Here is a 21,914-nt window from a genome sequence, read left to right on the forward strand (position 1 = left end):
TTCAGGCTCCTGTCATGAGGCTGTTGTTGACGAGGTCGAGGAACTCGCGGGGCGTCTTGCACCGGTCGGCGTCGGCCGGCAGCGGGCGTCCGTGCCGGTTCTCCAGTACGCCGACGATGCCGAGGAGGCCCAGCGAGTCGAGGCCGAACTGGTCGAAGGCGGTATCCGACCGGTTCTCCATCTCCCGGGGGTCGACGGTCAGGCCGGCGCCCTTCTTCATCAGGGCGGCCAGCTCTTCGTACGTCAGTCGATCGGACATGAGGGTCTTCTCCTTCTCACGAGGGGTGTCGGTGGGGTTCATGCGGGGCGCCGGAGCACCATCGCCGCGTTCGAGCCCATGAGGCCGCGGCTGAGCACGAGGGCCGTGCGCAGTTCGGCGGGGCGGGCCCGGCCCGTGACCACGTCGAGGTCGTGGCACACGTCGAAGACGTTGGGCGTGGGCGGGATCAGGCCGTCCTCCATGGCGAGGACGGCGGCGGCCGTGTCCAGGACGGGGGCTCCGCAGTAGGCCCGTCCGATGCCGGTCTTGGGCGCGGTCACCGGCACGCGCCGGCCGTGCGGGCCGAGCGCGTCGGCCAGGGCCTGCGCCTCGGCCCGGTCCGCGGCGGGGACTCCGAGGGCGTCCGCGAAGACCACGTCGATCTCCTCGGGGGCGCAGCCGGCCTCCCGCAGCGCGCCCTCGATGGCGTGGGCGAGCCCTTCGCGGGACTCCTCCCAGCGCATGGCGGTGGTGAAGGTGGCCGCGTGCCCGGCGAGTTCGGCCCGGATGCGGGCACCTCGTTCACGGGCCGCCCCCTCCTCCTCGACCACGAACATCGCGCCGCCCTCGGCGGGAACGAAGCCGCAGGCGTCCGAGGTGAAGGGACGGTAGGCCCTCGTGGGGTCCTCCTCCGCGCTCAGGTCGCGGTAGCCGAGCTGGCAGACGACGGAGTAGGGCGCGAGCGGGGCCTCGGCCGCGCCGACCACCACCGCGTCGGTGCCGCGCCGGACGGACCGGTCGGCGTGCGCCAAAGCGTCGAGGCCGCCGGCCTCGTCGCTCGCCACCACCGCGCACGGCCCCTTGAAGCCGCCGCGGATGGAGATCTGGCCGGTGCTGGCCGCGTAGAACCAGGCGATCGACTGGTAGGGGCCGACGTACTTGGAACCCTGGCCCCACAGCCGCTGCAGCTCGCGCTGCCCGAACTCGCCGCCGCCCGAACCGGCGGCGGTCACCACGCCCACGCTGAACGGCGCCGCCTCGTAGTCGGCGCGGCCCAGCCGGGCGTCGTCCAGAGCCATGTCGGCCGCGGCCATCGCGAAGTGCGTGAACCGGTCGGTCTGCACGAGGTAGCGCTCCTCGATCAGCGAGACCGGGTCGAAGCCCCTGACCTCGCCGGCCACGTGCAGCGGCAGTTCCTCGCACCCCTCGCGGGTGACCCGGTCCAGGACGCTCATGCCTTCCTGCGTCCGCTTCCAGAAGGCTTCGGTGCTCGTGCCGTTGGGGGCGACGACGCCGATGCCGGTGACGACGGTGCGACGGGCCTTGCGGGTGCTCATGGTGTCCTCCCACCGCTTCTGGTCAGGGCCACCGCGGACTGGAACCCGCCGAATCCGCTGCCGACCGACAGGACGCTGCGCAGTTTCAGCGGACGTGCGGTGCGGGGCACGTAGTCGAGGTCGCACTCGGGGTCCGGGGACTCGTAGTTCGCCGTCGGCGGCACCGTCTGGTGGACCAGGGCGAGTACGCAGGCAGCGATCTCTATGGCGCCGATCGCCCCGAGCGAGTGGCCCACCATCGACTTGATGGAGCTCATCGGCACCTCGTAGGCGTGCGCGCCGAGGGCCCGCTTCACGGCGGCGGTCTCATGCCGGTCGTTCTGCTTGGTGCCCGAGCCGTGCGCGTTGACGTAGTCGATGTCGCCGGCGGCGATCCGGGCGTGCCCGAGCGCCTGGTTGATGGCTTCGGCCATCTCCAGGCCCTCCGGGGTCAGCCCGGTCATGTGGTAGGCGTTGCCGAAGGTCGCGTAGCCCGCGATCTCGCAGTACACCGTCGCCCCGCGCGCCCGGGCGTGCTCCAGTTCCTCCAGGACGAGTACGGCTCCGCCCTCACCCATCACGAAGCCGTCGCGGCGGGAGTCGAAGGGCCGGGAGGCGTGCTCCGGGTCGTCGTTGTTGGCCGACGTCGCCTTGATCGCGTCGAAGCACGCCACGGTGATCGGGGTGATCGGCGAGTCCGAGGCACCGGCGATGCACACGTCGACACGGCCCTCCTCGATGGAGTGGAAGGCGTAGCCGATCGCGTCGAGGCCGGAGGTGCAGCCCGTGGAGACGGTCTGCACCGGCCCGTGCGCGCCGACCTGTTCGGCGACGGCCGAGGCCAGCGAGCTCGGTGAGAAGGCGCGTTCCAGATGCGGCCCGGCCGGACGGTGGTCGACGTCCCAGCGTGCTCCGCTGCCGCTGACGGCCACGTAGTCGTGCTCCAGCCGGGTGGTGCCGCCGACCGCCGTGCCGAGCGAGACGCCCATGCGCCACGGGTCGGTGCGCTCCGGGTCGAGTCCCGCGTCGGCCAGCGCCTCGCGGGCGGCCACCATCGCGAACTGCACGTAGCGGTCCGCGCGGGCGACCTCCTCCTCGTCCAGCCCGTACGCCGCCGGGTCGAAGTCGCACTCGGCGGCGATCCGGGAGCGGAAGCCGGCCGGGTCGAAGAGGGTGATGCCGCGGGTCGCGGTGCGCCCGTTGGACAGGAGGTCCCAGAAGGCCGGGGTGCCGATGCCGCCCGGAGCGACGACGCCGACGCCGGTGACGGCCACACGCCGGGTCATGAGGCGGCCTCGGTTCGTTCTGGCGGCGCGCCCCGCTCGGCCGACTCGGTGACCTCGGTGTCGACGTGACCGAGTTCCGGGCGGGGGGCGAGCGGGCCGAGATGGAAGACCATGCGCGCCTCGACATCACCCACGTTGCGGAAGCGGTGCCGGACGTGCGGGGGGATCAGCAGTCCCTGGTCGGGCCGCATCGCGTGCGTCTCCCCGTCCAGGTCGACCTCCAGGAGCCCGTTCACCACGTACACGAACTCCTCGGAGTACGGGTGATAGTGCTCGCCGATGCGGTCGCCGGGCTGAACGATGGCCAGTCCCATGAAGCCGCTGGTGGCGCCCACGGCCGTTGGGGTGAGCAGTGCGCGTAGGTCACCTCCGCGCCTGCGGTTGGGCTGGGTCTCGCTGAGGTCCACGATGCGTGGCCGGTGCATGGTCATGACTGCTTTCCTCCTGGCGCATTGCGCGTTTGTGTCGACGGGTTGAGCGAGAACCCCCCAGGGTGCTGCTGCGCGCTCAGGACTCCGCGGCCCGCCGGTCGGTGATGAGCCGCATCTCGGACCGGGCGAGGAAGCGTGCGGCGTCCTGGTCGGTGGCCGGCACGGCGTTCGCCTCACCGTCGAGGAGGCGGGCGAGGCGGGCCGCCTTGTCGGGGCCGTGGATGCCGAGTGCCTGGGTGGGGTGCGCGTCGAGCGGGCCGCTCACCTCGAGGAGGCGGACCACGATGTCGTCGCGCTGGAAGATCGTGCTGCTGTCGATGGGGCTGCCCGTGTCGTCCGCGGCCTCCTCGTCGTTACCGGCCAGCAGGCGGGCCAGGGCCATCCCGCAGCCCTCCTTGGCCTGGTAGAAGAGCGCGTGCCGCTGGACCTCCGCGGGGGAGTGGCGGCCCGTCGTCACGTGGTGGACGGTGGGCAGCGCCGCCCGGGTGAAGAACATCCGGGCGGAGTCGGGGTCGGCGAGGTCGCGGTCCTGCTCCAGGTACGGGTTGATCGCCTCCTCGACGGCCCGGATCTCGGGCTGCCGGGAGACGTGGCGCAGGGCCGCGAGGAGGTCGCCCTCGACCTCGACGGCGCGCACCACGCGGTTGCCGTGCAGGAACAGCGAGGTGCGGCGCAGCCGGGTGTGCTCGTCGACGCGGGCCCGCGGGGGGTCGTACTCGGCGAGGATCTTCGCCACGATCTCCTCGGTGCCCGGCTTGACGGTGAAGGTCAGCGCGTGGCGCACGATCCCGTCGCCGAGGCGGGGCGCGGCCTGGAGTCCGCCCTTGACGGGCTCGAAGCTCTCCTCGAAGGCCGCGCCCGTCTCGCGCAGGACGCTGAAGCGCAGCGAACGGGTGTCGCGCACGCAGCTGTGCAGCGGCTGCACGGTGGCGACATGCTCCTCGCTGTTCACCCACGCGAGGAAGGGCGGGGCGCTCTCCCACTCGCTGGTGATGAGCCATTGGGAGGGGTTCTCGATGGACTGGCACAGCTGGTCGCTGATGTGGCCGGGGATGGAGGCCACCTGGTTGCGCATGTGCTCGTACGCCTCCAGGAACTGCTTCTGGGCACCGTCGTACAGGTCCAGCAACAGGATGACGCGCAGCCTGGAGCCGTCGAAGGCGGACTGGGAGGTCCGTTCCGAGAGGGTGGTGGTCATGGTGCGAACTCCTTCGAGACGGTGAGAGGGCCGGCGGGGCCCATGGGGAACCGTCGAGTGGGGGGCTGGAGCGGGGCGTCTCCCGGCGGATGCGCACAGTCCGCCCGGACCGTGGGCGACGTCTCCGTGACCGATCGTGAAACGCTGGTCCGGCTGACGCCAGATTTATGAACCGTTCAGGTGAGCGGGCGTCCGAACCGCTCCGACAAGGGCATGGACACTGCATCTGTACGGCGTCCGAGCAGGAGCGATTGATGAACGAGAACGTCGACGTCCAAGTACCGGTCCTCATCGTGGGCGGCTCCCTGGTGGGCCTGTCCGCGTCCCTCTTCCTCGGCCGGCTCGGCGTCGAGCACCTGCTGGTCGAGAAGCACGCCGCCACCTCTACACATCCGCGGGGGCGCGGCAACAACGTCCGCACGATGGAGATCTTCCGCCGGGCCGGGGTGGAGCCGCAGATCCGTGCGGCGGCGTCGGTCCTGGCGGAGAACCACGGAATCCTGCAAGCCGGTTCTCTGACCGGCGACGACCAGGAGTGGCTGTTCAAGGAAATCGACCCGGGTGGCGCACTCGCCCGCTTCAGCCCGACCGGCTGGTGCCTGTGCAGCCAGAACGACCTGGAGCCGGTCCTCCTGGACCGGGCCCGGGAACAGGGCGGCGATCTGAGGTTCTCCACCGAGATGCTCTCGTTCGACCCGGACGCATCGGGCGTCGGGGCGGTCCTGAAGAACCGGGAGACGGGTGAGCACACCTCCGTGCGGGCGGACTACCTGATCGCCGCGGACGGTCCGCGCAGCCCGATCCGCGAGCAGTTGCGCATCGGCCGTTCAGGTGCCGGTGACCTGTTCCACAACGTGAGCATCACCTTCCGTTCCCGTGGGCTCGCCGATGTGCTGGGCGATCGGCGCTTCATCGTGTGCTACCTGACCGATCCGGAGGCGGATGGCGCGCTGCTGCCGGTGGACAACGAGCGGGAGTGGGTGTTCCACGCCCCGTGGCAGCCGGGCCGGGGCGAGACGCTGGAGGACTTCACGGACGAGCGGTGCGTGGCGCACATCCGCAAGGCGGTCGGGGCCCCGGACATCGACGTGGAGATCACGGGCAAGGCGCCCTGGCACGCGGCGGAGCGGGTGGCCGACCGGTATGCCCGGGGCCGGGTCTTCCTCGCCGGTGACTCGGCGCACGAGATGTCGCCCACGGGCGCGTTCGGCTCCAACACCGGCATCCAGGACGCGCACAACCTGGCGTGGAAGCTCGCGGCCGTGCTGCGCGGTGAGGCGGGCCCGGGCCTGCTGGACACGTACGAGGCGGAGCGGCGGCCGGTGGCCCGGGCCACGAGCGAGCGGGCCTCGGCCCGTTCCGGGGAGCACAGCCACCCGGGGTACGCGGCGCCGCCGACCGTGGGCGGCGGCAAGCGGGGCGGGATGCTGAACGTGGCGCTGGGCTACCGCTATGTGGACGGGGCGGTCCTGGGCATCGGCCCGGACCGGCCCGTGGTGCCCGAGGGCGTGCAGCTGACGGGTGAACCGGGCAGCAGGGCGCCGCACCTGTGGGTCCGCCGGGCCGGTGAGCGGATCTCCACGCTGGATCTGTACGAGCGGTCGTTCGTGCTGCTGACCGATGCCGCGGACGTGGCGTGGCGCCCGGCGGCAGCGCGGGTCGGCGACCGGCTCGGCATGCGGCTCGACGCGTTCGGCATCGGCACCGGCCCGGGCGGCGACCTGGTGCCGGAGGACGGCGCCGACTGGGCCGAGGCGCACGGGACGAGCGCCGAGGGCGCCGTGGTCGTGCGCCCCGACGGGTTCGTCGCCTGGCGTGCGGAGTCGGGCGTCCAGGACGCCGAGGCCGCACTGTACGAGGTCATGGTGGCGCTCCTGCGCCGGGACTGACGCCGCGGGCGGCTCCGCGGGCTCAGCCCACGCCGAACGACCGGAGGGCGGTCAGGAACTCCTCCGGCCGTTCGGTGTGCACGAGATGGCCCGCGTCGATGGTGACGTGCCGGGCGCCGGGGATCTGCCGGGCCATCCAGGCGAGGTCCTCCTGGGCGATCTGGCTCCTGGGCCCGCCGCCGATGACGAGGGTCGGTGCGGTGATCTCCGCGAGGCGCTCACGCCCGGCCGGATCGGGTTCGTTCAGCTGGGCGTCGGTGGCCGGCACCACGGGCCAGTCGAAGTCGAGTGTCCCGCCGGGGTGTTCGGCGGGCCCGCGCGGCGGGTCGAGCGGGAAGGGCGGCGGCGCCTCCTCGATGACGAGGCGGCCGATGAGTCCGGGCTGGCGTCCGGCGAGCAGATAGGCCGCGGCGCCGCCCATCGAGTGACCGACGACCGTGGCACCGGAGAGGTTGCGGGCCTCGAGGAAGGCGTGCAGGTCGTCGCGGAAGAGCTCGAAGGAGTAGCGGCCGGTCCAGTCGCTGAGTCCGTGGCCGCGGAAGTCGAACGCGTACACCCGGTGCCGGGCGGCGAGCCGTTCGGCGACGGCGGTCCAGGTGGTGCTGGAGCCGCAGCGCCCGTGGACGAGGACGACGGGCGGTGCGGACGGGTCCCCCCACACGCGGTAGGCGAGCCGGATGCCGCCGGCCTGGACACTGCGCACGTCCGGGTCCAGGAAGGCGGTGACGGTACGGACGAACGCCCCCGGATCGTCGAGCCAGGGGAAGTGTCCGGCCTCGCGCTGCACGGCGAACTCCGCTTCCGGGAAGAGTGCGGCCAGCCCGGCGGCGCGGTCGGGCGTGGTCACACCGTCGTACTCGCCGGCGAGGACGAGCACCGGGGCCGGGAGGCTTCGCAGGGCCGCGACCGTCGCGGCGGGATCGAACGCCCCCGGTCCGTAGTAGACCCGCGCTGCTTCGGCGTTGATCTGCCCGGCGGACAGGGCGGCGTGCGCCTGCGCGGCGGCGTCCCAGCGCCCGTACAGGAACGGCCTTGCCGCGGCCCGTAGTTCGTCGGTCAGTTTTCCCGCCCAGATCTCCTCCAGGGCGGGGAGCGCCTGCGCGTACCAGGGCTCCGAGCGGCGCAGCGCGGCGGCCTCCCGGGCCTCGCGCTCGACGAACGCGAAGCCGACCGCCTGGGTGGTGGGCGCGACGAGGACGAGGCTGCGCAGGGCCTGCGGGTACCTCGCGGCGTAGAGCGAGGCGAGGTCGCCGGCCGCCGAGTGGGCGAGCAGGTCGACGCGGTCGAGCCCGAGGTGCCGGCGCAGCGCCTCGACGTCTTCGACCAGCCGGTCGCAACGGTAGGTGGAGGTGTCCTTCGGTACGGCGGAGTCCCCGGTCCCCCGGAGATCGAGGACGATCAACTGCCTTACGGCGGAGAGTCCGCCGAGGTCCGCGAGGTAGGCGCCGGCTCTCATCGCGCCGCCCGGCAGGCAGATCAGCGGCGCCCCCTCCCCCATGACGTGATAGGCGAGTTCGGTCCCGTCGTACGTGTGGAAAGTCGGCATGGACCCATCCAAACAGGGCCGACCGGGTGACGCAGCTGTGTTCGGTACGGGCGTAGCCGCGGCGGCCGCGACATGCGTCACCCCTCTTGCCACACGGTGGAAGATCCTGCGTTACTGCTCCCGGAAGGAACGACCGAATGATCGGTCGTCTGCACGGAGGCACGGAAGAGGGAGATCCGCATGACGGCTCTGCTGGACGCGGCGGAACGGATGGGCCGCGAGGAGCTGGCGGCGCTGCAACTGGAGCGGCTGCGGGCCACCCTGCGCCACGCGTACGACCGGGTCGGCCATTACCGGCGGGCCTTCGACCGGGCGGGGCTGCATCCGGACGACTGCCGTTCACTGGCCGATCTGGCCCGGTTCCCGTTCACCACCAAGGCCGATCTGCGCGACAACTATCCCTTCGGGATGTTCGCGGTCCCCGAGGAGCAGGTGCGGCGGATCCACGCTTCGAGCGGGACGACCGGCGCCCCGACGGTCGTGGGTTACACCGAGAAGGATCTGGACACCTGGGCGGACGTGGTGGCGCGCTCGATCCGGGCGGCCGGGGGGCGCCCCGGGCAGAAGGTCCATGTCGCGTACGGGTACGGACTCTTCACCGGCGGGCTCGGCGCCCACTACGGGGCGGAACGGCTCGGCTGCACGGTCATTCCGGCCTCGGGCGGCATGACGGCCCGCCAGGTCCGGCTGATCCAGGACTTCCGGCCCGAGATCATCATGGTGACGCCCTCCTACATGCTGACGCTCCTGGACGAGTTCGAGCGGCAGGGCGTCGATCCGCGGACGACGTCGCTGAAGGCGGGGATCTTCGGGGCCGAACCGTGGACGCAGGAGATGCGCCGCGAGATCGAGGAGCGGTTCGCGATCGACGCGGTCGACATATACGGGCTGTCCGAGGTGATGGGCCCGGGTGTGGCGCAGGAGTGCGTGGAGACGAAGGACGGGTTGCACATCTGGGAGGACCACTTCTATCCGGAGGTCGTCGACCCGTTCACCGGCGAGGTACTGCCCGAAGGCGCGGAGGGCGAGCTGGTGTTCACCTCGCTCACCAAGGAGGCCATGCCGGTGATCCGCTACCGGACCCGGGACCTCACCCGGCTGCTCCCCGGCACGGCCCGCGTCTTCCGGCGCATGGAGAAGGTCACCGGGCGCAGCGACGACCTGGTGATCCTGCGCGGGGTGAACCTGTTCCCGACGCAGATCGAGGAGATCGTGCTCCGTACCCCCGGCGTGTCGCCGCACTTCCAGCTCCGGCTGACCCGTGAGGGGCGTCTGGACGTGCTGACGGTACGGGCGGAGGCCCGTGCCGGGGCGACACCGGAGCAGCGGGCGGCGGCCGCCGCTTCGGTCGCGGCGGCCGTCAAGGACGGGATCGGGGTCTCGGTCGGTGTGGAGATCCTGGACCCCGAGACGCTGGAGAGGTCGGTCGGGAAGTTCCGGCGGATCGTGGACGAGCGGGAGCGGAAGGGGAGTTGACGGCAGCCCAGCCCGGCGGTCCCGCGGACCGGTCGTCACGTCCTCGTGGTGGCCGCGACGGCCCGCTCGTCCTGCGCCCTGCCGAGGCGCTGCCGTCAGCACCACGGGAGCGCGCCACCGACAGCTTCCCCGCCGGGGCCGCGTCCGTCCGCCGGCAGGGGCCGGGCCCTCTCAGGCGAAGCGGTCGCGGAGCTCCCGCTTGAGGATCTTGCCGCTGGCGTTGCGCGGGAGACCGTCCACGAACACGATCCTCTTCGGGGCCTTGAAGTGGGCGAGCTTCTCACGGGCGTGGGCGATCAGTTCGGCTTCGGTCGCCTCCTCGCGCAGGACGACGACGGCGGTGACGGCTTCGATCCAGCGCGGGTCGGGCAGCCCGACGACCGCCGCCTCGGCTACGGCGGGGTGGGTGTAGAGGGCGTCCTCGACCTGGCGGGAGGCGACGAGGACGCCGCCGGAGTTGATGACGTCCTTCACCCGGTCCACGACCGTGAAGTACCCCTGCGGGTCGCGGACGGCGAGGTCCCCGGAGTGGAACCAGCCGTCACGGAACGCCTCGGCGCTCTCCTGCGGCTTGTCCCAGTAGCCGCTGCACAGCTGGGGCGAGCGGTAGACCACCTCGCCCGCGGTGCCATCGGGGACCTCCTTGCCGTCCTCGTCGACGATCTTGGCCTCGACGAAGAGGACGGGCCGCCCGCAGGAGTCCATCCGGCCCTCGTGCTCATCCGGGCCCAGAACGGTGGCGAGGGGCCCGATCTCGCTCTGGCCGAAGCAGTTGTAGAAGGCGAGATCCGGAAGGCGTGCGCGGAGTCGTTCCAGCACGGGGACGGGCATGACCGACGCCCCGTAGTACGCCTTGCGCAGGCCGCCGAGGTCGCGGGACGCGAAGTCCGGGTGGTTGGCGAGGCCGATCCAGACGGTGGGCGGGGCGAAGAGGCTGTCGGCCCGGCCCGACTCGACGAGGTCGAAGATCCGGGCGGCGTCCGGGGCGTCCAGGACCGTGTTCTCCGCGCCGACCGCGAGGTAGGGCAGCAGGAACACGTGCATCTGCGCGGAGTGGTAGAGCGGCAGGGCGTGCACAGGCCGGTCGGCGGCGCTCAGATCGAGAGCGGTGACGGCGCTGACGTACTCGTGGACGAGGGCGCCGTGTGTCATCATCGCGCCCTTCGGCAGGGCGGTGGTGCCGGAGGTGTACAGCAGTTGGACGAGGTCGTCCGATGACGGCTCGTGCGCGGATGCGAAGGGGCGCGGAGTGCCGAGTTCGGCCAGCAGCGAGCCGGCCGCGTCGCGCAGTGGCCGTACGGCGTACCCCTGCGGCACGCGCGCGGCGAGGTCCGGGTCGGTGAGGACCAGGGAGCTTCCGGACTGCCTGAGGATGTACGCGAGGTCCTCGCCGGTGAGGTTCTGATTGACCGGCACATGGACCAGTCCGGCCCGCGCGCAGGCGAGATAGGCGATCAGGTACGCGTCGGAGTTGTGGGCGTAGGAGGCGACCCGGTCCCCGGGGCGCAGTCCGTGCCCGTCCATGAGGACGGCGGCGGCGGTACTGACCGCCTCGTCGAGACCGCGGTAGGTCCAGGTCCGGTCGGCGTACCGCAGGGCGGTGCGCTCGGGGGTGCGCCGTGCGCTGCGGGTCAGGACGCCGTCGACTGTGCTGCTGCGTACACCGGTCATGGCGTGATCCTGTGCGGCCGGGGCCCCGCGGTCAAGGGTCTGGATACCGACCGGGATGTTGACAGACGTACAGGTGTGCTGGCTGAGTTGCCCATGACATCTCGAACTCCTGAGTAACCACCTTTCGCACGCACAGAGTTGGGAGGACCGTTGCCCTTCCGGAACCGTCTGAGGATGCTCGCCGTCATCGGTCTCGCGCTGTTCACCGTGTCGGCGTCCCTGCCGCCGGCGTCGGCGCTCACGCCCCGTACCCACCACCCGTCGGGTGGCGGGCTCTCCGCCGTGATCCGCTACACCGAGTACGGCATTCCGCACATCGTGGCGAAGGACTACGCGAACCTGGGCTTCGGCAACGGCTGGGCGCAGGCCGCCGACCAGGTGTGCACGCTCGCCGACGGCTTCGTCACGCTGCGCGGCGAGCGGTCCCGGTACTTCGGTCCCGACGCGGTGCCGGACGGCTCGCTGTCCTCGGCGACGAAGAACCTGTCCAGCGACCTGTACTTCCGCGGGGTACGCGACGCCCGCACCGTGGAGAAGCTGCTGAAGGTGCCCGCCCCGGCCGGGCCGAGCCGCGCGACGAAGGAACTCCAGCGCGGCTGGGCGGCCGGCTACAACGCCTGGCTGGCACAGAACCGGATCACCGACCCCGCCTGCCGGGGCGCCCGATGGGTTCGCCCGGTGACCACGCTCGACGTCGCGGAGCGCGCCTTCGCGCTCTCCGTACTCGGCGGTCAGGGCCGCGGCATCGACGGCATCACGGCGGCGCAGCCGCCCGCCGCCACACCGGCGGTCACTCCCCCGCCTCCCTCGCTCTCCCCCGAGGACGCGGCGGACGCGGCGGACGCGGCGGCCCGGCTGCTGTCGACGCAGAACGCGGACATGGGATCCAACGCCGTGGCGTTCCGCGGCAGTACGACGGCGAACGGCCGCGGACTGCTCCTCGGCAACCCGCACTATCCCTGGCAGGGCGGCCGGCGGTTCTGGCAGTCCCAGCAGACGATTCCCGGTGAGCTGAACGTGGCGGGCGGTTCGCTGCTGGGTTCGGCGACCATGTCGATCGGGCACAACGCGTACGTCGCGTGGAGCCACACGGTGGCCACCGGCGTCACCCTGAATCTGCACCAGCTGACACTCGACCCGGCCGATCCGACCGTCTACCTGGTGGACGGGCGGCCGCAGCGGATGACGAAGCGTACGGTCTCCGTCGGCGTAGCAGGCGGCCGGGAGGTGACGCGCACCCAGTGGTGGACCCGCTACGGGCCCGTCGTCACCTCGCTCGGTGCGGGCCTGCCGCTGCCCTGGACGCGGACGGCCGCGTACGCGCTGGGCGATCCGAACGCGGTGAACCTGCGCTCGGGAGACACCGCGCTCGGATTCAGCAAGGCCCGCAGCACGGCCGGGATCAAGGAGGCGCTGCGCCGTACGCAGGGGCTGCCGTGGGTCAACACGATCGCGGCCGACTCCTCGGGGCACACGCTCTTCTCGCAGTCGCAGGTGCTGCCGAGGATCACGGACGAACTCGCGCAGCGGTGCTCGACCCCGCTCGGCAGGGCGACGTACCCGACCTCGGGGCTCGCGGTGCTGGACGGCTCGCGGAGCGACTGCGCGCCGGGGTCCGACCCCGACGCGGTGCAGCCCGGGATCTTCGGCCCGGGCCGGATGCCCACCGTGGAGAACGCGCCGTACGTCGAGAACTCCAACGACAGCGCCTGGCTGACCAACGCCGACGCCCCGCTGTCCGGTTACGAGCGCGTCTTCGGGACGGTCGGCTCGCCGCGCTCCCTGCGGACCCGGGGCGCCGTCGAGGACGTCTCCGCGATGGCGCGGGGCGGCCGGCTGACCGTCGGCGATCTGCAGCGCCAGCAGTTCGCCAACCGGGCCCCCGCCGGTGACCTGGCCGCGGCGGACCTGGCGCGCGCCTGCGCGGCGCTGCCCGGTGGCACGGCCTCCGGGAGCGCGGGCACGGCGGTCGACGTGTCGGCGGCCTGCCCGGTGCTGCGCGACTGGGACCGCAAGGTCGACACGGGAAGCCGGGGCGCGCTGCTCTTCGACCGGTTCTGGCGCAGGGCGGTGGCCCTGCCGGCGGCCGAGCTGTGGAAGGTGCCGTTCTCCCCCGCCGACCCGGTCGGCACGCCGAACACCCTCGACACCTCGGCCCCGCGCGTCCTTGCGGCCCTCGCCGACGCGGTGGCCGAGCTGAGGAGTGCGGGCATCGCGCTGGACGCGCCCCTGGGCGCGCACCAGTCGGTGCTGCGGGGTGAGCGGCGCATCCCGGTCGGTGGCGGGACGGAGGCCCTGGGCATCTGGAACAAGACCGAGGGCGTGTGGGACGCCGCAGCGGGCGGGTACACGGACGTCTCGACCGGCTCCAGCTACATTCAGGCGGTCGGCTGGGACGGCAGCCCCTGCCCGGTGGCGCGCACCCTGCTCACGTACGCGCAGTCGTCGAATCCGGCGTCCCCGCACTACAGCGATCAGACCGAGCTGTACGCGGGCGAGCGCTGGGTGACCTCGCGGTTCTGCGAGAAGGACATCGCGCGTTCGCCCGCCCTGAAGGTGGTGCGGGTGCACGAGAGCCGGTAGCTCCTGCCGGCGCACGTCCGGCCCCTGGACCGACCCGGTCCAGGGGCCGCCGTGGCCCAACGGCCGCCGTGGCCCAACGGCGGACGGGGACGGCGCCGCAGGACTCGACAGCGCGACGGCGGTGGCCGGCGGGGCGCAGTCCGGTCCCCCAGGCCGTCCCCGACCCGGTCGCCGCAGGCGACCTCCTCGACTGCCCGCTGCCGGAGCGGCCCGGCCCGGCTGCCGGTACACGCGTCAGCGGTGCCCCTCCCAGTACGGTTCACGCAACCGCCGTTTGTAAAGCTTGCCGTTGGGGTCGCGGGGCATCGTCGTGATGAAGCCGAGCGTCTTGGGCCGTTTGTACCCGGCGAGGCGCTCGGCGCAGTGGCCGAGGATGTCGGCGGCGAGTTCGTCCCCCGCCTCGTGTCCTTCGGCGGCTTCGACGACGGCTCTGACCTCCTCGCCCCAGTCGGCGTGCGGGATCCCGAAGACGGCGGCGTCGGCGACCGCGGGATGGCTGAGCAGGGCGCTCTCGATCTCCGCGGGATAGATGTTCACCCCACCGGAGATGATCATGTCGATCTTGCGGTCGCGGAGGAAGAGGTAGCCGTCCTCGTCCAGGACGCCGAGGTCGCCGACGGTGAAGAAGTCGCCGATGCGGTTCTTCCTCGTCTTGCCCTCGTCCTTGTGGTAGCTGAAGCCGCCGGTGCTCATCTTCATGTAGACGGTACCGAGCTCGCCCGGGCCGAGCCGGTTCCCGTCGTCGTCGAAGACGGCGAGTTCGCTGATCGGCCAGGCCCGGCCGACCGTGCCGGGCTTCTTCAGCCAGTCGTCGGCGGTGGCGAAGGCACCGCCCCCCTCGCTGGCCGCGTAGTACTCCTCCACACAGCGCCCCCACCAGTCGATCATGGCCCGTTTGACGTGGTCGGGGCAGGGGGCCGCGCCGTGGATGGCGTGGCGCATCGCCGAGACGTCGTACCGCTGCCGGACCTCGGCGGGCAGGGCGAGCAGGCGGTGGAACTGGGTGGGCACCATATGGGTGTGGGTGCAGCGGTGGGTGTCCATCGCCCGCAGCATCTCCTCGGGCGACCACTTGTCCATCAGGACGAGGGGATGGCCGATGTGCAGGGCGGCGCCCGCGAACTGCAGCACGGCGGTGTGGTAGAGCGGTGAGCAGACCAGGTGGACGTTGCCGTCGAACGGTTTGATGCCGAAGATGCCGAGGAAGCCGCCGAGGTAGCTCTCCTCGGGGAGCTTTCCGGACAGCGGCCGGCGGATGCCGCGCGGGCGGCCGGTGGTGCCGGAGGTGTAGTTCATGACCCAGCCGAGCGTGCGCCCCTCCGGGGGCGAGACCGGCCGGTTCTCCAGGAGTTCGGCGTACGGCCGGAAGCCGTCGGGCGTTCCGACTCCGTAGCGGTGGCTCGCGGGCAGTCCCGCCTCGTCGGCGGCGGCGGTCGATGCCTCGGCGAAGCGTTCGTGGGCGATGAGCACCTTGGCCCCGGAGTCGGAGACGATCCAGGCGATCTCCGGCCCGACGAGGTGGTGGTTGACCGGCACGAGGTAGAAGCCGGCCTGCGAGGCGGCGAGGTACGCGGTGAGGAACTCGACGCCGTTGGGCAGGACGACCGCGAAGGCGTCGCCCTCCTCGAGGCCGGCCGCGCGCAGCCCGTGGACCATGCGGTTGGCCTCGGCGTGCAGCCGTCCCGCCGTCCACGTCTCACCGTCGGGCGCGATGAGGACCGTGCGGTCGGGATCGGCGGTGGCCTGGGCCCAGAAGCCGTTGGGCGGCTGGTTCATGAGGCACTCCGTCCGGCGATGCGGTTGATCCGGTCGACGGCTCGTTCGAAGCCGCGGGTGAGGTCGTCGAAGACGGCCTGCACGCCGCGTTCGGTGTTCATCCGGCCGACGATCTGGCCGACGGGCGTGCCGAGCAGGGCGCCCGTCTCGTACTTCTGGATACGGGAGACGGCTTCGGCTACCAGGAGGCCCTGGAGCGGCATGGGCAGTGTCCCGGGTCCCGACGGGTCGTCCCAGGCGTCGGTCCATTCGGTACGGAGCTGGCGTGCGGGTTTGCCCGTGAGGGCGCGCGAGCGGACGGTGTCGCCGGAGCCCGCGGCGAGCAGTTTGGCGGTGAGCGCCCGGGAGTGCAGGTCGGCCTCCTCCGTGGTGAGCCAGAGGGAGCCGAGCCAGACGCCCTGGGCGCCCAGCGCGAGTCCGGCGGCGATCTGTTCACCGCTGCCGATGCCGCCCGCGGCGAGGACGGGCAGCGGACCGACGGCGTCCACGACGTCCGGGACCAGCACCATGGAGGCGATCTCCCCGGTGTGGCCCCCCGCCTCGTACCCCTGGGCGACGACGACGTCGATGCCCGCGTCCGCGTGGTGCCGGGCGTGCCGGGCGCTTCCGGCGAGGGCGGCGACGAGGACGTGTCGGTCGTGGGCTCGGGCGATGACATCGGCGGGCGGCGAGCCCAGGGCGTTGGCGAGGAGTCTGATGGGGTAGCCGAACGCGACGTCGAGCTGGTTGCGGGCGACTTCCTCCATCCAGCCCGTGATGCGCCAGCCCGACGCCTCGCCCTCGGCGAGCTCGGGGACGCCGTGTTTGGCGAGGGTCTCCTGGACGAACTGCCGGTGTCCGGGCGGGATCATCGCCTCCACATCGGCTTCGCTCACGCCCTCCACCTTCTTCGCGGGCATGACGACGTCGAGGCCGTACGGCTTGCCGTCCGTGTGTTCCTGCATCCAGTCGAGGTCGCGTGCGAGGTCGTCGGGGGCGGTGTAGCGGACCGCGCCGAGTACGCCGAATCCACCGGCCCGGGTGATGGCCGCGGCCACCGCCGGGAACGGCGTGAAGCCGAAGATGGCGTGCTCGATCCCCAGTTTTTGGCTCAGCTCCGTCTCCATGGGCCGCAGGATGCCGCAGTCCGACAACCGAGGGAAGAGGTTTTCTGATGCAGTGTCAGATTCTTTGTGACTCCGGGGCCTACGGGACGGCGGAGGGTGACAGTACTCTCTGCTTCGGCAGGAAGTTTCACGCTCGGAAGATATTTCGAAAGTTACTTTCAGACAGGGGAAGGGGTTCCGGATGACCGAGGACACGGCGGGCGCGGGCATCAGCCGACGGAGGCTGGGCGGTGGGATGCTGGCCCTGGGCGGAGCACTCGCCCTGGCGCCCGTTCCGTTCGCGGCGGCGGCGTCTGCCACGGAGTCGGGGGCGGGGTCGTCGGACATGGGTACAGGGACCGCGGCGGGGACGCCCCCGGGCCGGGCCAGGCCGACGCTGCGGCGCGGATCGGCCGCCCGCGCGGGGCTGTTGCAGGAGCCGCTCGACCAGCTCGTCACGGAGGCGGAACGCTACCTTGCCGACGCGCCGAAACACCCCTGGTACGCGGGCGCGGTCCTGCTCGCGGGGAGGGGCGGCACGGTGGCGCTGCACCGGCCGATCGGCAAGGCGGTGCGCTATGCGGCCTACGACGAGAAGACCGACACCGGCGTGGAGTTCCCGGCGGACCAGCAGATCCCCATGGCCGAGGACACGGTCTTCGACCTGGCGTCGGTGTCGAAGCTGTTCACTTCGATCCTGGCCGTGCAGCAGATGGAGCGGGGCAGGCTGGAGCTGGAGGCGACCGTCGCCTCGTACCTGCCGGAATTCGCCGGGGGCGGCAAGCAGGACATCACGATCCGTCAGCTGCTCACGCACACCTCCGGATTCCGGGCCTGGATCCCCCTCTACAAGGCGCCGACCCGGGAGGGGAAGCTGGAGCTGCTGTGGAACGAGGTGCCGGCGAGCCGGCCCGGCACGGCGTACCTCTACTCCGACCTCAATCTGATCTCCCTCCAGCTGGTGCTGGAGAAGATCACCGGCCTGACCGAGGATGTGCTGCTCCGCGAGCAGATCACCGCTCCGCTCGGGATGCACCGCACTCGGTACAACCCGCCGGCTTCCTGGAAGCCGAAGATCGCCGCGACCGAGGACGCCCGGCTCCCCTGGTCCGGGCTGGAGCGCGGTCTGGTCTGGGGGGAGGTGCACGACGAGAACGCGTACAGCCTGGACGGTGTCGCGGGCCACGCCGGGGTCTTCTCCTGCGCCTGGGATCTGGCGATCCTCGCCCGCACCCTGCTCAACGGCGGCGTCTACGGCCCCGCGAGGATCCTGTCGGACGCCTCGGTCGATCTGCTGTTCACCGATTTCAACACCGCGTTCCCCGGTGACGAGCACGGCCTCGGCTTCGAGCTCTACCAGCACTGGTACATGGGGGCGATGGCCACCCCCCGCACGGCGGGCCACACCGGCTTCACGGGCACCAGCCTGGTCCTCGACCCGAGCACGGACTCGTTTCTGATCGTTCTGGGCAACTCGGTCCACCCGGTACGCAGTTGGCGCTCGGGCAGCGCGCCGCGCGTCGCCACCGCCAACCAGATGGCGCGAGCCGTCGCGGTCCGGCCGGCCCAGGGCCGTACGGCATGGTTCTCCGGCCTGGCCAGTGCCTCGTCGGCCACGCTGGCACTCCCGCCGCTCGCTCTCGCCTCCTCAGGGGCCCGGCTGAGCTGCGCGGTGTGGTGGGACACGGAGCCCGGCTCGGACTTCCTGTTCCTGGAGGCTTCCAGGGACGCCGGTGCCACCTGGCAGCCGGTCCCGTTCACCACCACTCCGGCCTCGCAGAAGGGGCCGGAGCAGCCCGAACCGCATCCGGCGGGCTCGGTGTCCGGCTGGTCGGGCCGGGTCTGGCACCGCCTGGAGGCGGACCTCGCGCAGTGGAGCGGAGGGGAGGTGCGACTGCGCTGGCGGTACGCCACCGATCAGCTGTACGTCGGCCGCGGGGTGTACGTGGACGCCATCAGGGTCGAGGACGGGCGGCGTACGGTCTTCGACGAGGGGCGGCCGGGTGACGCCCGGCGCATCGAGGCGAACGGCTGGGCCGCTTCGGCGAACTGACCACCATCCTTGAAGGGCCGGGGCGGCCGGGCCACTGCGGCCGCCCCGGCTGTCTGCCGTCTACTGTCTGCGCGACAAGCCGTCCCGTGTGTCTGTTGTCTGCGCGACGAGCCGTCCCGTGTGTCTGCTTTCTGCGCGACAAGCCGTCCCGAATCCGGCCGTCGTCCTTGTCGTCCCGCCGGTGCTGCCCACCACCGGAGCACGCCGCCGCCTCGTCCACCCGGTCGGCGCCTTCCGCCCCGCCGCGAGGCCCGGAACGGCTTCGAACGCGTCCGCAGCACGTCACGACTCTGTCACCGCGAAAGCCCCGGCGGCCCGCCGGCCGCACCATGTCCCTACTCGTGTCACACCAGGGGGGACCATGCGCATTCGCGCCACCACCGCGGCCATCGCCGCGCTACTCGCCGTCGCCGTCGTCGGCTGCGGCAACGACAAAGACAGCGACACCGGCACCGGCACCAGCACCAGCACCAGCACCAGCACCGTCAAGAGCGCCGCACCCAAGGCGTCGAGTACAGCGGAGGAGAGCGTCGGCGCGGAGAACGCCGGCCTGCCACCGGAGCCCACCGGCACCGGGCGCGACGCCGTCCTCGCGGTCGTCCGTGACGTCAACGGCAACCTCACCCATGACGAGGACAAGGCCGTCGACGCGGCCCGCAACCAGTGCGCGGCCCTCAACGGCGGCGCGGCGAACCCCGACCACAGTGCCGCACAGCGGTTCTCCTACGACGGCGTCACGCTGACCGATGACGACGGCAGCCACATCAACTTCGGGCTGCGCAGGACACTCTGCCCCGCGTCCTGATCAGCCACCGACTACGGCCCGGCCGCGACCGCATGCGGCCGGGCCTCACCACGCCGAGCCCGCACCGCGCGCAGGCCGCCCCTGGACGAATCGTCCCTGGGACGGTCACAGCAGGCAGAACTCGTTGCCCTCCGGGTCCGCCATCATGTAGTGATCGGGCCGGCCCTGGGCCTCGTACTCGTGGATGACCGTTGCCCCGGCGGCGGTCAGCCGCTCCAGCGCCTCCAGTACACGCGGCCACCGAACCTCCCACGACACCTCGCGGCCGCCGCCGGCCTGCACATCGAGATGCAGCCGGTTCTTGCCCGCCTTCGACTCGGGCACCTTCATGAAGGACAGGGCGGGCCCTTCGCCGTCCGGATCCGACAGGTACGCGCCGTCGTCCCACTCCGCCTCCGGGACGTCGTAGTGCGTGAACCACTCCTCCCAGCTGCCGAACCCCTTCGGCGGCGGTTTCTGCGCATACCCCAGGGCGAACGCCCAGAACTCCGCCAGTCGCGCGGGGTGCGCGCAGTCCATCGTCAAGCTCCACCGTGTTCCCATGCGTCCCTCGGGGCAGAGCAACCGGCGCCTCGACCGGCTGCGGGTGAACCGATCGTGCCATGCGGGGTCACGGACATTTCCAGGACCTGGTTCATGATTCTTTTGACGCCGAAACATTTCGATCCCCTCCCCTCTAACTCTTGACTCAACCGTCCCCTGATTCGCTGAAGCGAGCACAGAAACGCCAGCTCAGGCAGGTGGCCCAGAAAAGGCACTGCCAGTGCGACGATCATCGACTTCGACTACCGCGCACAACATTCGGATCAATTTCGTAACCATCAGGGGCAGATGTGCGTATGTGCCCGATCCACGCCCCGGCGGGACGAGAAGGGAACTTCATAACCACAGGTCACAGCCATGAAGTGCAGCAATGCACGAGTTAATCCACTCGAAATATTTCGGAAATGCGGCGTTGACGAGCCGTTCGGGCGCGCGCATACTCTCCCTCGCTCCCTTGCATCACCGGTCAACTGCCCGCCGCGGGACCGCCTTTGACCGGCGGAACCCCGTGGTGGACGTACCGCTCCGCACACAGTCCACCCCCCAGTCCGGGCGGCCCGCTCATGCCGCCCGGCAACCGGAAGAAGGTGTTGGAAAGTGATCGTCAATGCACCGCACGCCGGCAAGGCCGCACGTCCCCAGCCGCGTTCACGGGCACGAAGGGCCGCCGTGCTCGCCACGGCGGGCCTGCTGACCGCTGCGGGCGTCCTCTCGCTCGCGGGCACCGCCGAGGCCGCCACGACGCTCGGGGCCTCCGCCGCCGCCAAGGGCCGGTACTTCGGCGCCGCCGTCGCCGCCAACCACCTGGGCGAGTCCGCCTACGCCTCCACCCTGGACACCGAGTTCACCATGGTGACCCCGGAGAACGAGATGAAGTGGGATGCCGTCGAGGGCTCCCGCAACAGCTTCAACTTCGGCTCGGCGGACCAGATCGTCAGCCATGCCCAGGGCAAGGGCATGAAGGTCCGCGGCCACACGCTGGTGTGGCACTCCCAGCTGCCGGGCTGGGTCAGCGGGCTCGGCGCCACCGATCTGCGCTCGGCGATGAACAACCACATCAACCAGGTGATGGCGCACTACAAGGGCAAGATCTACGCCTGGGACGTCGTCAACGAGGCCTTCCAGGACGGCGGCAGCGGGGCCAGGCGCAGCTCGCCCTTCCAGGACAAGCTCGGCAACGGCTTCATCGAGGAGGCCTTCCGCACCGCCCGGGCCGCCGACTCGGGGGCCAAGCTCTGTTACAACGACTACAACACCGACGGCCAGAACGCGAAGAGCAACGCGGTCTACGCCATGGTGAAGGACTTCAAGCAGCGTGGTGTGCCGATCGACTGCGTCGGCTTCCAGTCACACTTCAACAGCAACTCCCCCGTCCCCTCGGACTACCAGGCGAATCTCCAGCGCTTCGCCGATCTCGGTGTCGACGTGCAGATCACCGAACTGGACATCGAGGGCTCCGGGTCGGCCCAGGCCGCCAGCTACACCAAGGTCGTGAACGCCTGTCTGGCCGTGACGCGATGCAACGGCATCACCGTGTGGGGCATCCCGGACAAGTACTCGTGGCGCAGCAGCGGCACCCCGCTGCTGTTCGACGACAACTACGGCAAGAAGCCGGCGTACACCGCCGTGCTCGCGGCACTGGGCGGAACGAGCGGTGGCGGAGGTGACGGCGGCAGTGGCAGCGGCGCGTGCACGGCCACCTACACCAAGACCAACACCTGGGGCGACCGCTTCAACGGACAGGTGACCATCACGGCCGGCAGTTCGGCGATCAGCACCTGGACGGTGCCCGTGACGGTGACGTCCCCGCAGAAGATCGTCACGACCTGGAACGGATCCCCGTCCTGGGACGGCAGCGGCAACGTGATGACGATGAAGCCCAACGGCAACGGCAGTCTGGCCGCGGGCGCCTCGACGTCCTTCGGGTTCACCGTCATGACGAACGGCAACACATCGGCGCCCTCCATCGGCGCCTGCACCACCTCCTGACCCGCCTGCCGGTCCACGGGGTGCGAGGGGGCGCGGCGGCGCCCCCGGACACCCCGTCGGCCGACGGC

At 71.4% G+C, this 21,914-nt stretch carries 16 protein-coding genes; 6 read left to right on the forward strand and 10 right to left on the reverse strand.

What is annotated here, in order from left to right:
- Position 1 precedes the first annotated feature (1 nt).
- From ABZ454_RS11220 to ABZ454_RS11240, 5 genes are all read right to left on the reverse strand, one after another.
- Positions 2-259: an acyl carrier protein gene (locus ABZ454_RS11220; RefSeq protein WP_356319840.1), complete on the reverse strand. Its 258-nt coding sequence runs from the start codon at positions 257-259 to the stop codon at positions 2-4.
- 38 nt (positions 260-297) lie between these two features.
- Entirely contained in the window at positions 298-1,536 is a 1,239-nt protein-coding gene (locus tag ABZ454_RS11225) for a ketosynthase chain-length factor (RefSeq protein ID WP_359537307.1), read from the reverse strand.
- Positions 1,533-2,801 carry a beta-ketoacyl-[acyl-carrier-protein] synthase family protein gene (locus tag ABZ454_RS11230; protein WP_356319838.1) on the reverse strand — a complete coding sequence of 423 codons (1,269 nt, stop codon included), beginning with the start codon at positions 2,799-2,801 and terminating at the stop codon, positions 1,533-1,535. Before ABZ454_RS11230 ends, ABZ454_RS11225 begins: the two co-directional genes overlap by 4 nt.
- Positions 2,798-3,232 carry a cupin domain-containing protein gene (locus tag ABZ454_RS11235; RefSeq protein ID WP_356319837.1) on the reverse strand — a complete coding sequence of 145 codons (435 nt, stop codon included), beginning with the start codon at positions 3,230-3,232 and terminating at the stop codon, positions 2,798-2,800. Before ABZ454_RS11235 ends, ABZ454_RS11230 begins: the two co-directional genes overlap by 4 nt.
- A 76-nt stretch (positions 3,233-3,308) precedes the next feature.
- Positions 3,309-4,430 (reverse strand): SchA/CurD-like domain-containing protein, encoded by a 1,122-nt coding sequence (locus ABZ454_RS11240; protein WP_359537309.1) that lies wholly within the window; start codon positions 4,428-4,430, stop codon positions 3,309-3,311.
- 254 nt (positions 4,431-4,684) lie between these two features.
- Here ABZ454_RS11240 and ABZ454_RS11245 point away from each other — a divergent pair, with 254 nt between their 5' ends.
- Positions 4,685-6,319, forward strand: coding sequence for an FAD-dependent monooxygenase (locus ABZ454_RS11245; RefSeq protein WP_359537311.1), 1,635 nt, complete (start codon positions 4,685-4,687; stop codon positions 6,317-6,319).
- A gap of 22 nt (positions 6,320-6,341) precedes the next feature.
- On the opposite strand, the gene ABZ454_RS11250 is transcribed toward ABZ454_RS11245, so the two are convergent.
- Positions 6,342-7,865, reverse strand: a complete 1,524-nt coding sequence (locus tag ABZ454_RS11250; protein WP_359537313.1) for an alpha/beta hydrolase — start codon at positions 7,863-7,865, stop codon at positions 6,342-6,344.
- A gap of 180 nt (positions 7,866-8,045) precedes the next feature.
- On the opposite strand from ABZ454_RS11250, the gene paaK reads away from it, so the two are divergent.
- The gene (gene paaK / locus ABZ454_RS11255; RefSeq protein WP_359537315.1) at positions 8,046-9,341 is read left to right on the forward strand and encodes a phenylacetate--CoA ligase PaaK; all 1,296 of its coding nucleotides are present in this window, start codon (positions 8,046-8,048) and stop codon (positions 9,339-9,341) included.
- 171 nt (positions 9,342-9,512) lie between these two features.
- Here the strand turns inward: paaK and ABZ454_RS11260 are convergent, their stop codons facing one another.
- Entirely contained in the window at positions 9,513-11,012 is a 1,500-nt protein-coding gene (locus ABZ454_RS11260; protein WP_359537317.1) for an acyl-CoA synthetase, read from the reverse strand.
- Positions 11,013-11,162: 150 nt separating this feature from the next.
- On the opposite strand from ABZ454_RS11260, the gene ABZ454_RS11265 reads away from it, so the two are divergent.
- Entirely contained in the window at positions 11,163-13,595 is a 2,433-nt protein-coding gene (locus tag ABZ454_RS11265; protein ID WP_359537319.1) for a penicillin acylase family protein, read from the forward strand.
- Between the two features lie 234 nt (positions 13,596-13,829).
- Here ABZ454_RS11265 and ABZ454_RS11270 read toward each other — a convergent pair whose 3' ends face one another.
- Positions 13,830-15,371: an acyl-CoA synthetase gene (locus ABZ454_RS11270; RefSeq protein WP_359537321.1), complete on the reverse strand. Its 1,542-nt coding sequence runs from the start codon at positions 15,369-15,371 to the stop codon at positions 13,830-13,832.
- Positions 15,368-16,477, reverse strand: coding sequence for a nitronate monooxygenase family protein (locus ABZ454_RS11275; RefSeq protein WP_359537323.1), 1,110 nt, complete (start codon positions 16,475-16,477; stop codon positions 15,368-15,370). The genes ABZ454_RS11270 and ABZ454_RS11275 overlap by 4 nt, the downstream gene beginning before the upstream one ends.
- Positions 16,478-16,658: 181 nt before the next feature.
- Between ABZ454_RS11275 and ABZ454_RS11280 the strand changes: the two genes are divergently transcribed.
- Both ABZ454_RS11280 and ABZ454_RS11285 read left to right on the forward strand, forming a co-directional pair.
- Complete coding sequence (locus tag ABZ454_RS11280; protein ID WP_359537325.1) at positions 16,659-18,509, forward strand: serine hydrolase; 1,851 nt, start codon at positions 16,659-16,661, stop codon at positions 18,507-18,509.
- Between the two features lie 361 nt (positions 18,510-18,870).
- On the forward strand, positions 18,871-19,314 hold the full coding sequence (locus ABZ454_RS11285; protein WP_359537327.1) for a hypothetical protein: 444 nt from the start codon (positions 18,871-18,873) through the stop codon (positions 19,312-19,314).
- Between the two features lie 105 nt (positions 19,315-19,419).
- Here ABZ454_RS11285 and ABZ454_RS11290 read toward each other — a convergent pair whose 3' ends face one another.
- Positions 19,420-19,857, reverse strand: a complete 438-nt coding sequence (locus tag ABZ454_RS11290; protein ID WP_359537329.1) for a VOC family protein — start codon at positions 19,855-19,857, stop codon at positions 19,420-19,422.
- Between the two features lie 597 nt (positions 19,858-20,454).
- Here ABZ454_RS11290 and ABZ454_RS11295 point away from each other — a divergent pair.
- Positions 20,455-21,846, forward strand: a complete 1,392-nt coding sequence (locus tag ABZ454_RS11295) for an endo-1,4-beta-xylanase (RefSeq protein WP_356319824.1) — start codon at positions 20,455-20,457, stop codon at positions 21,844-21,846.
- Positions 21,847-21,914: the final 68 nt, after the last annotated feature.

The organism is Streptomyces sp. NPDC005803 (assembly GCF_040630435.1).
GTDB lineage: Bacteria > Actinomycetota > Actinomycetes > Streptomycetales > Streptomycetaceae > Streptomyces.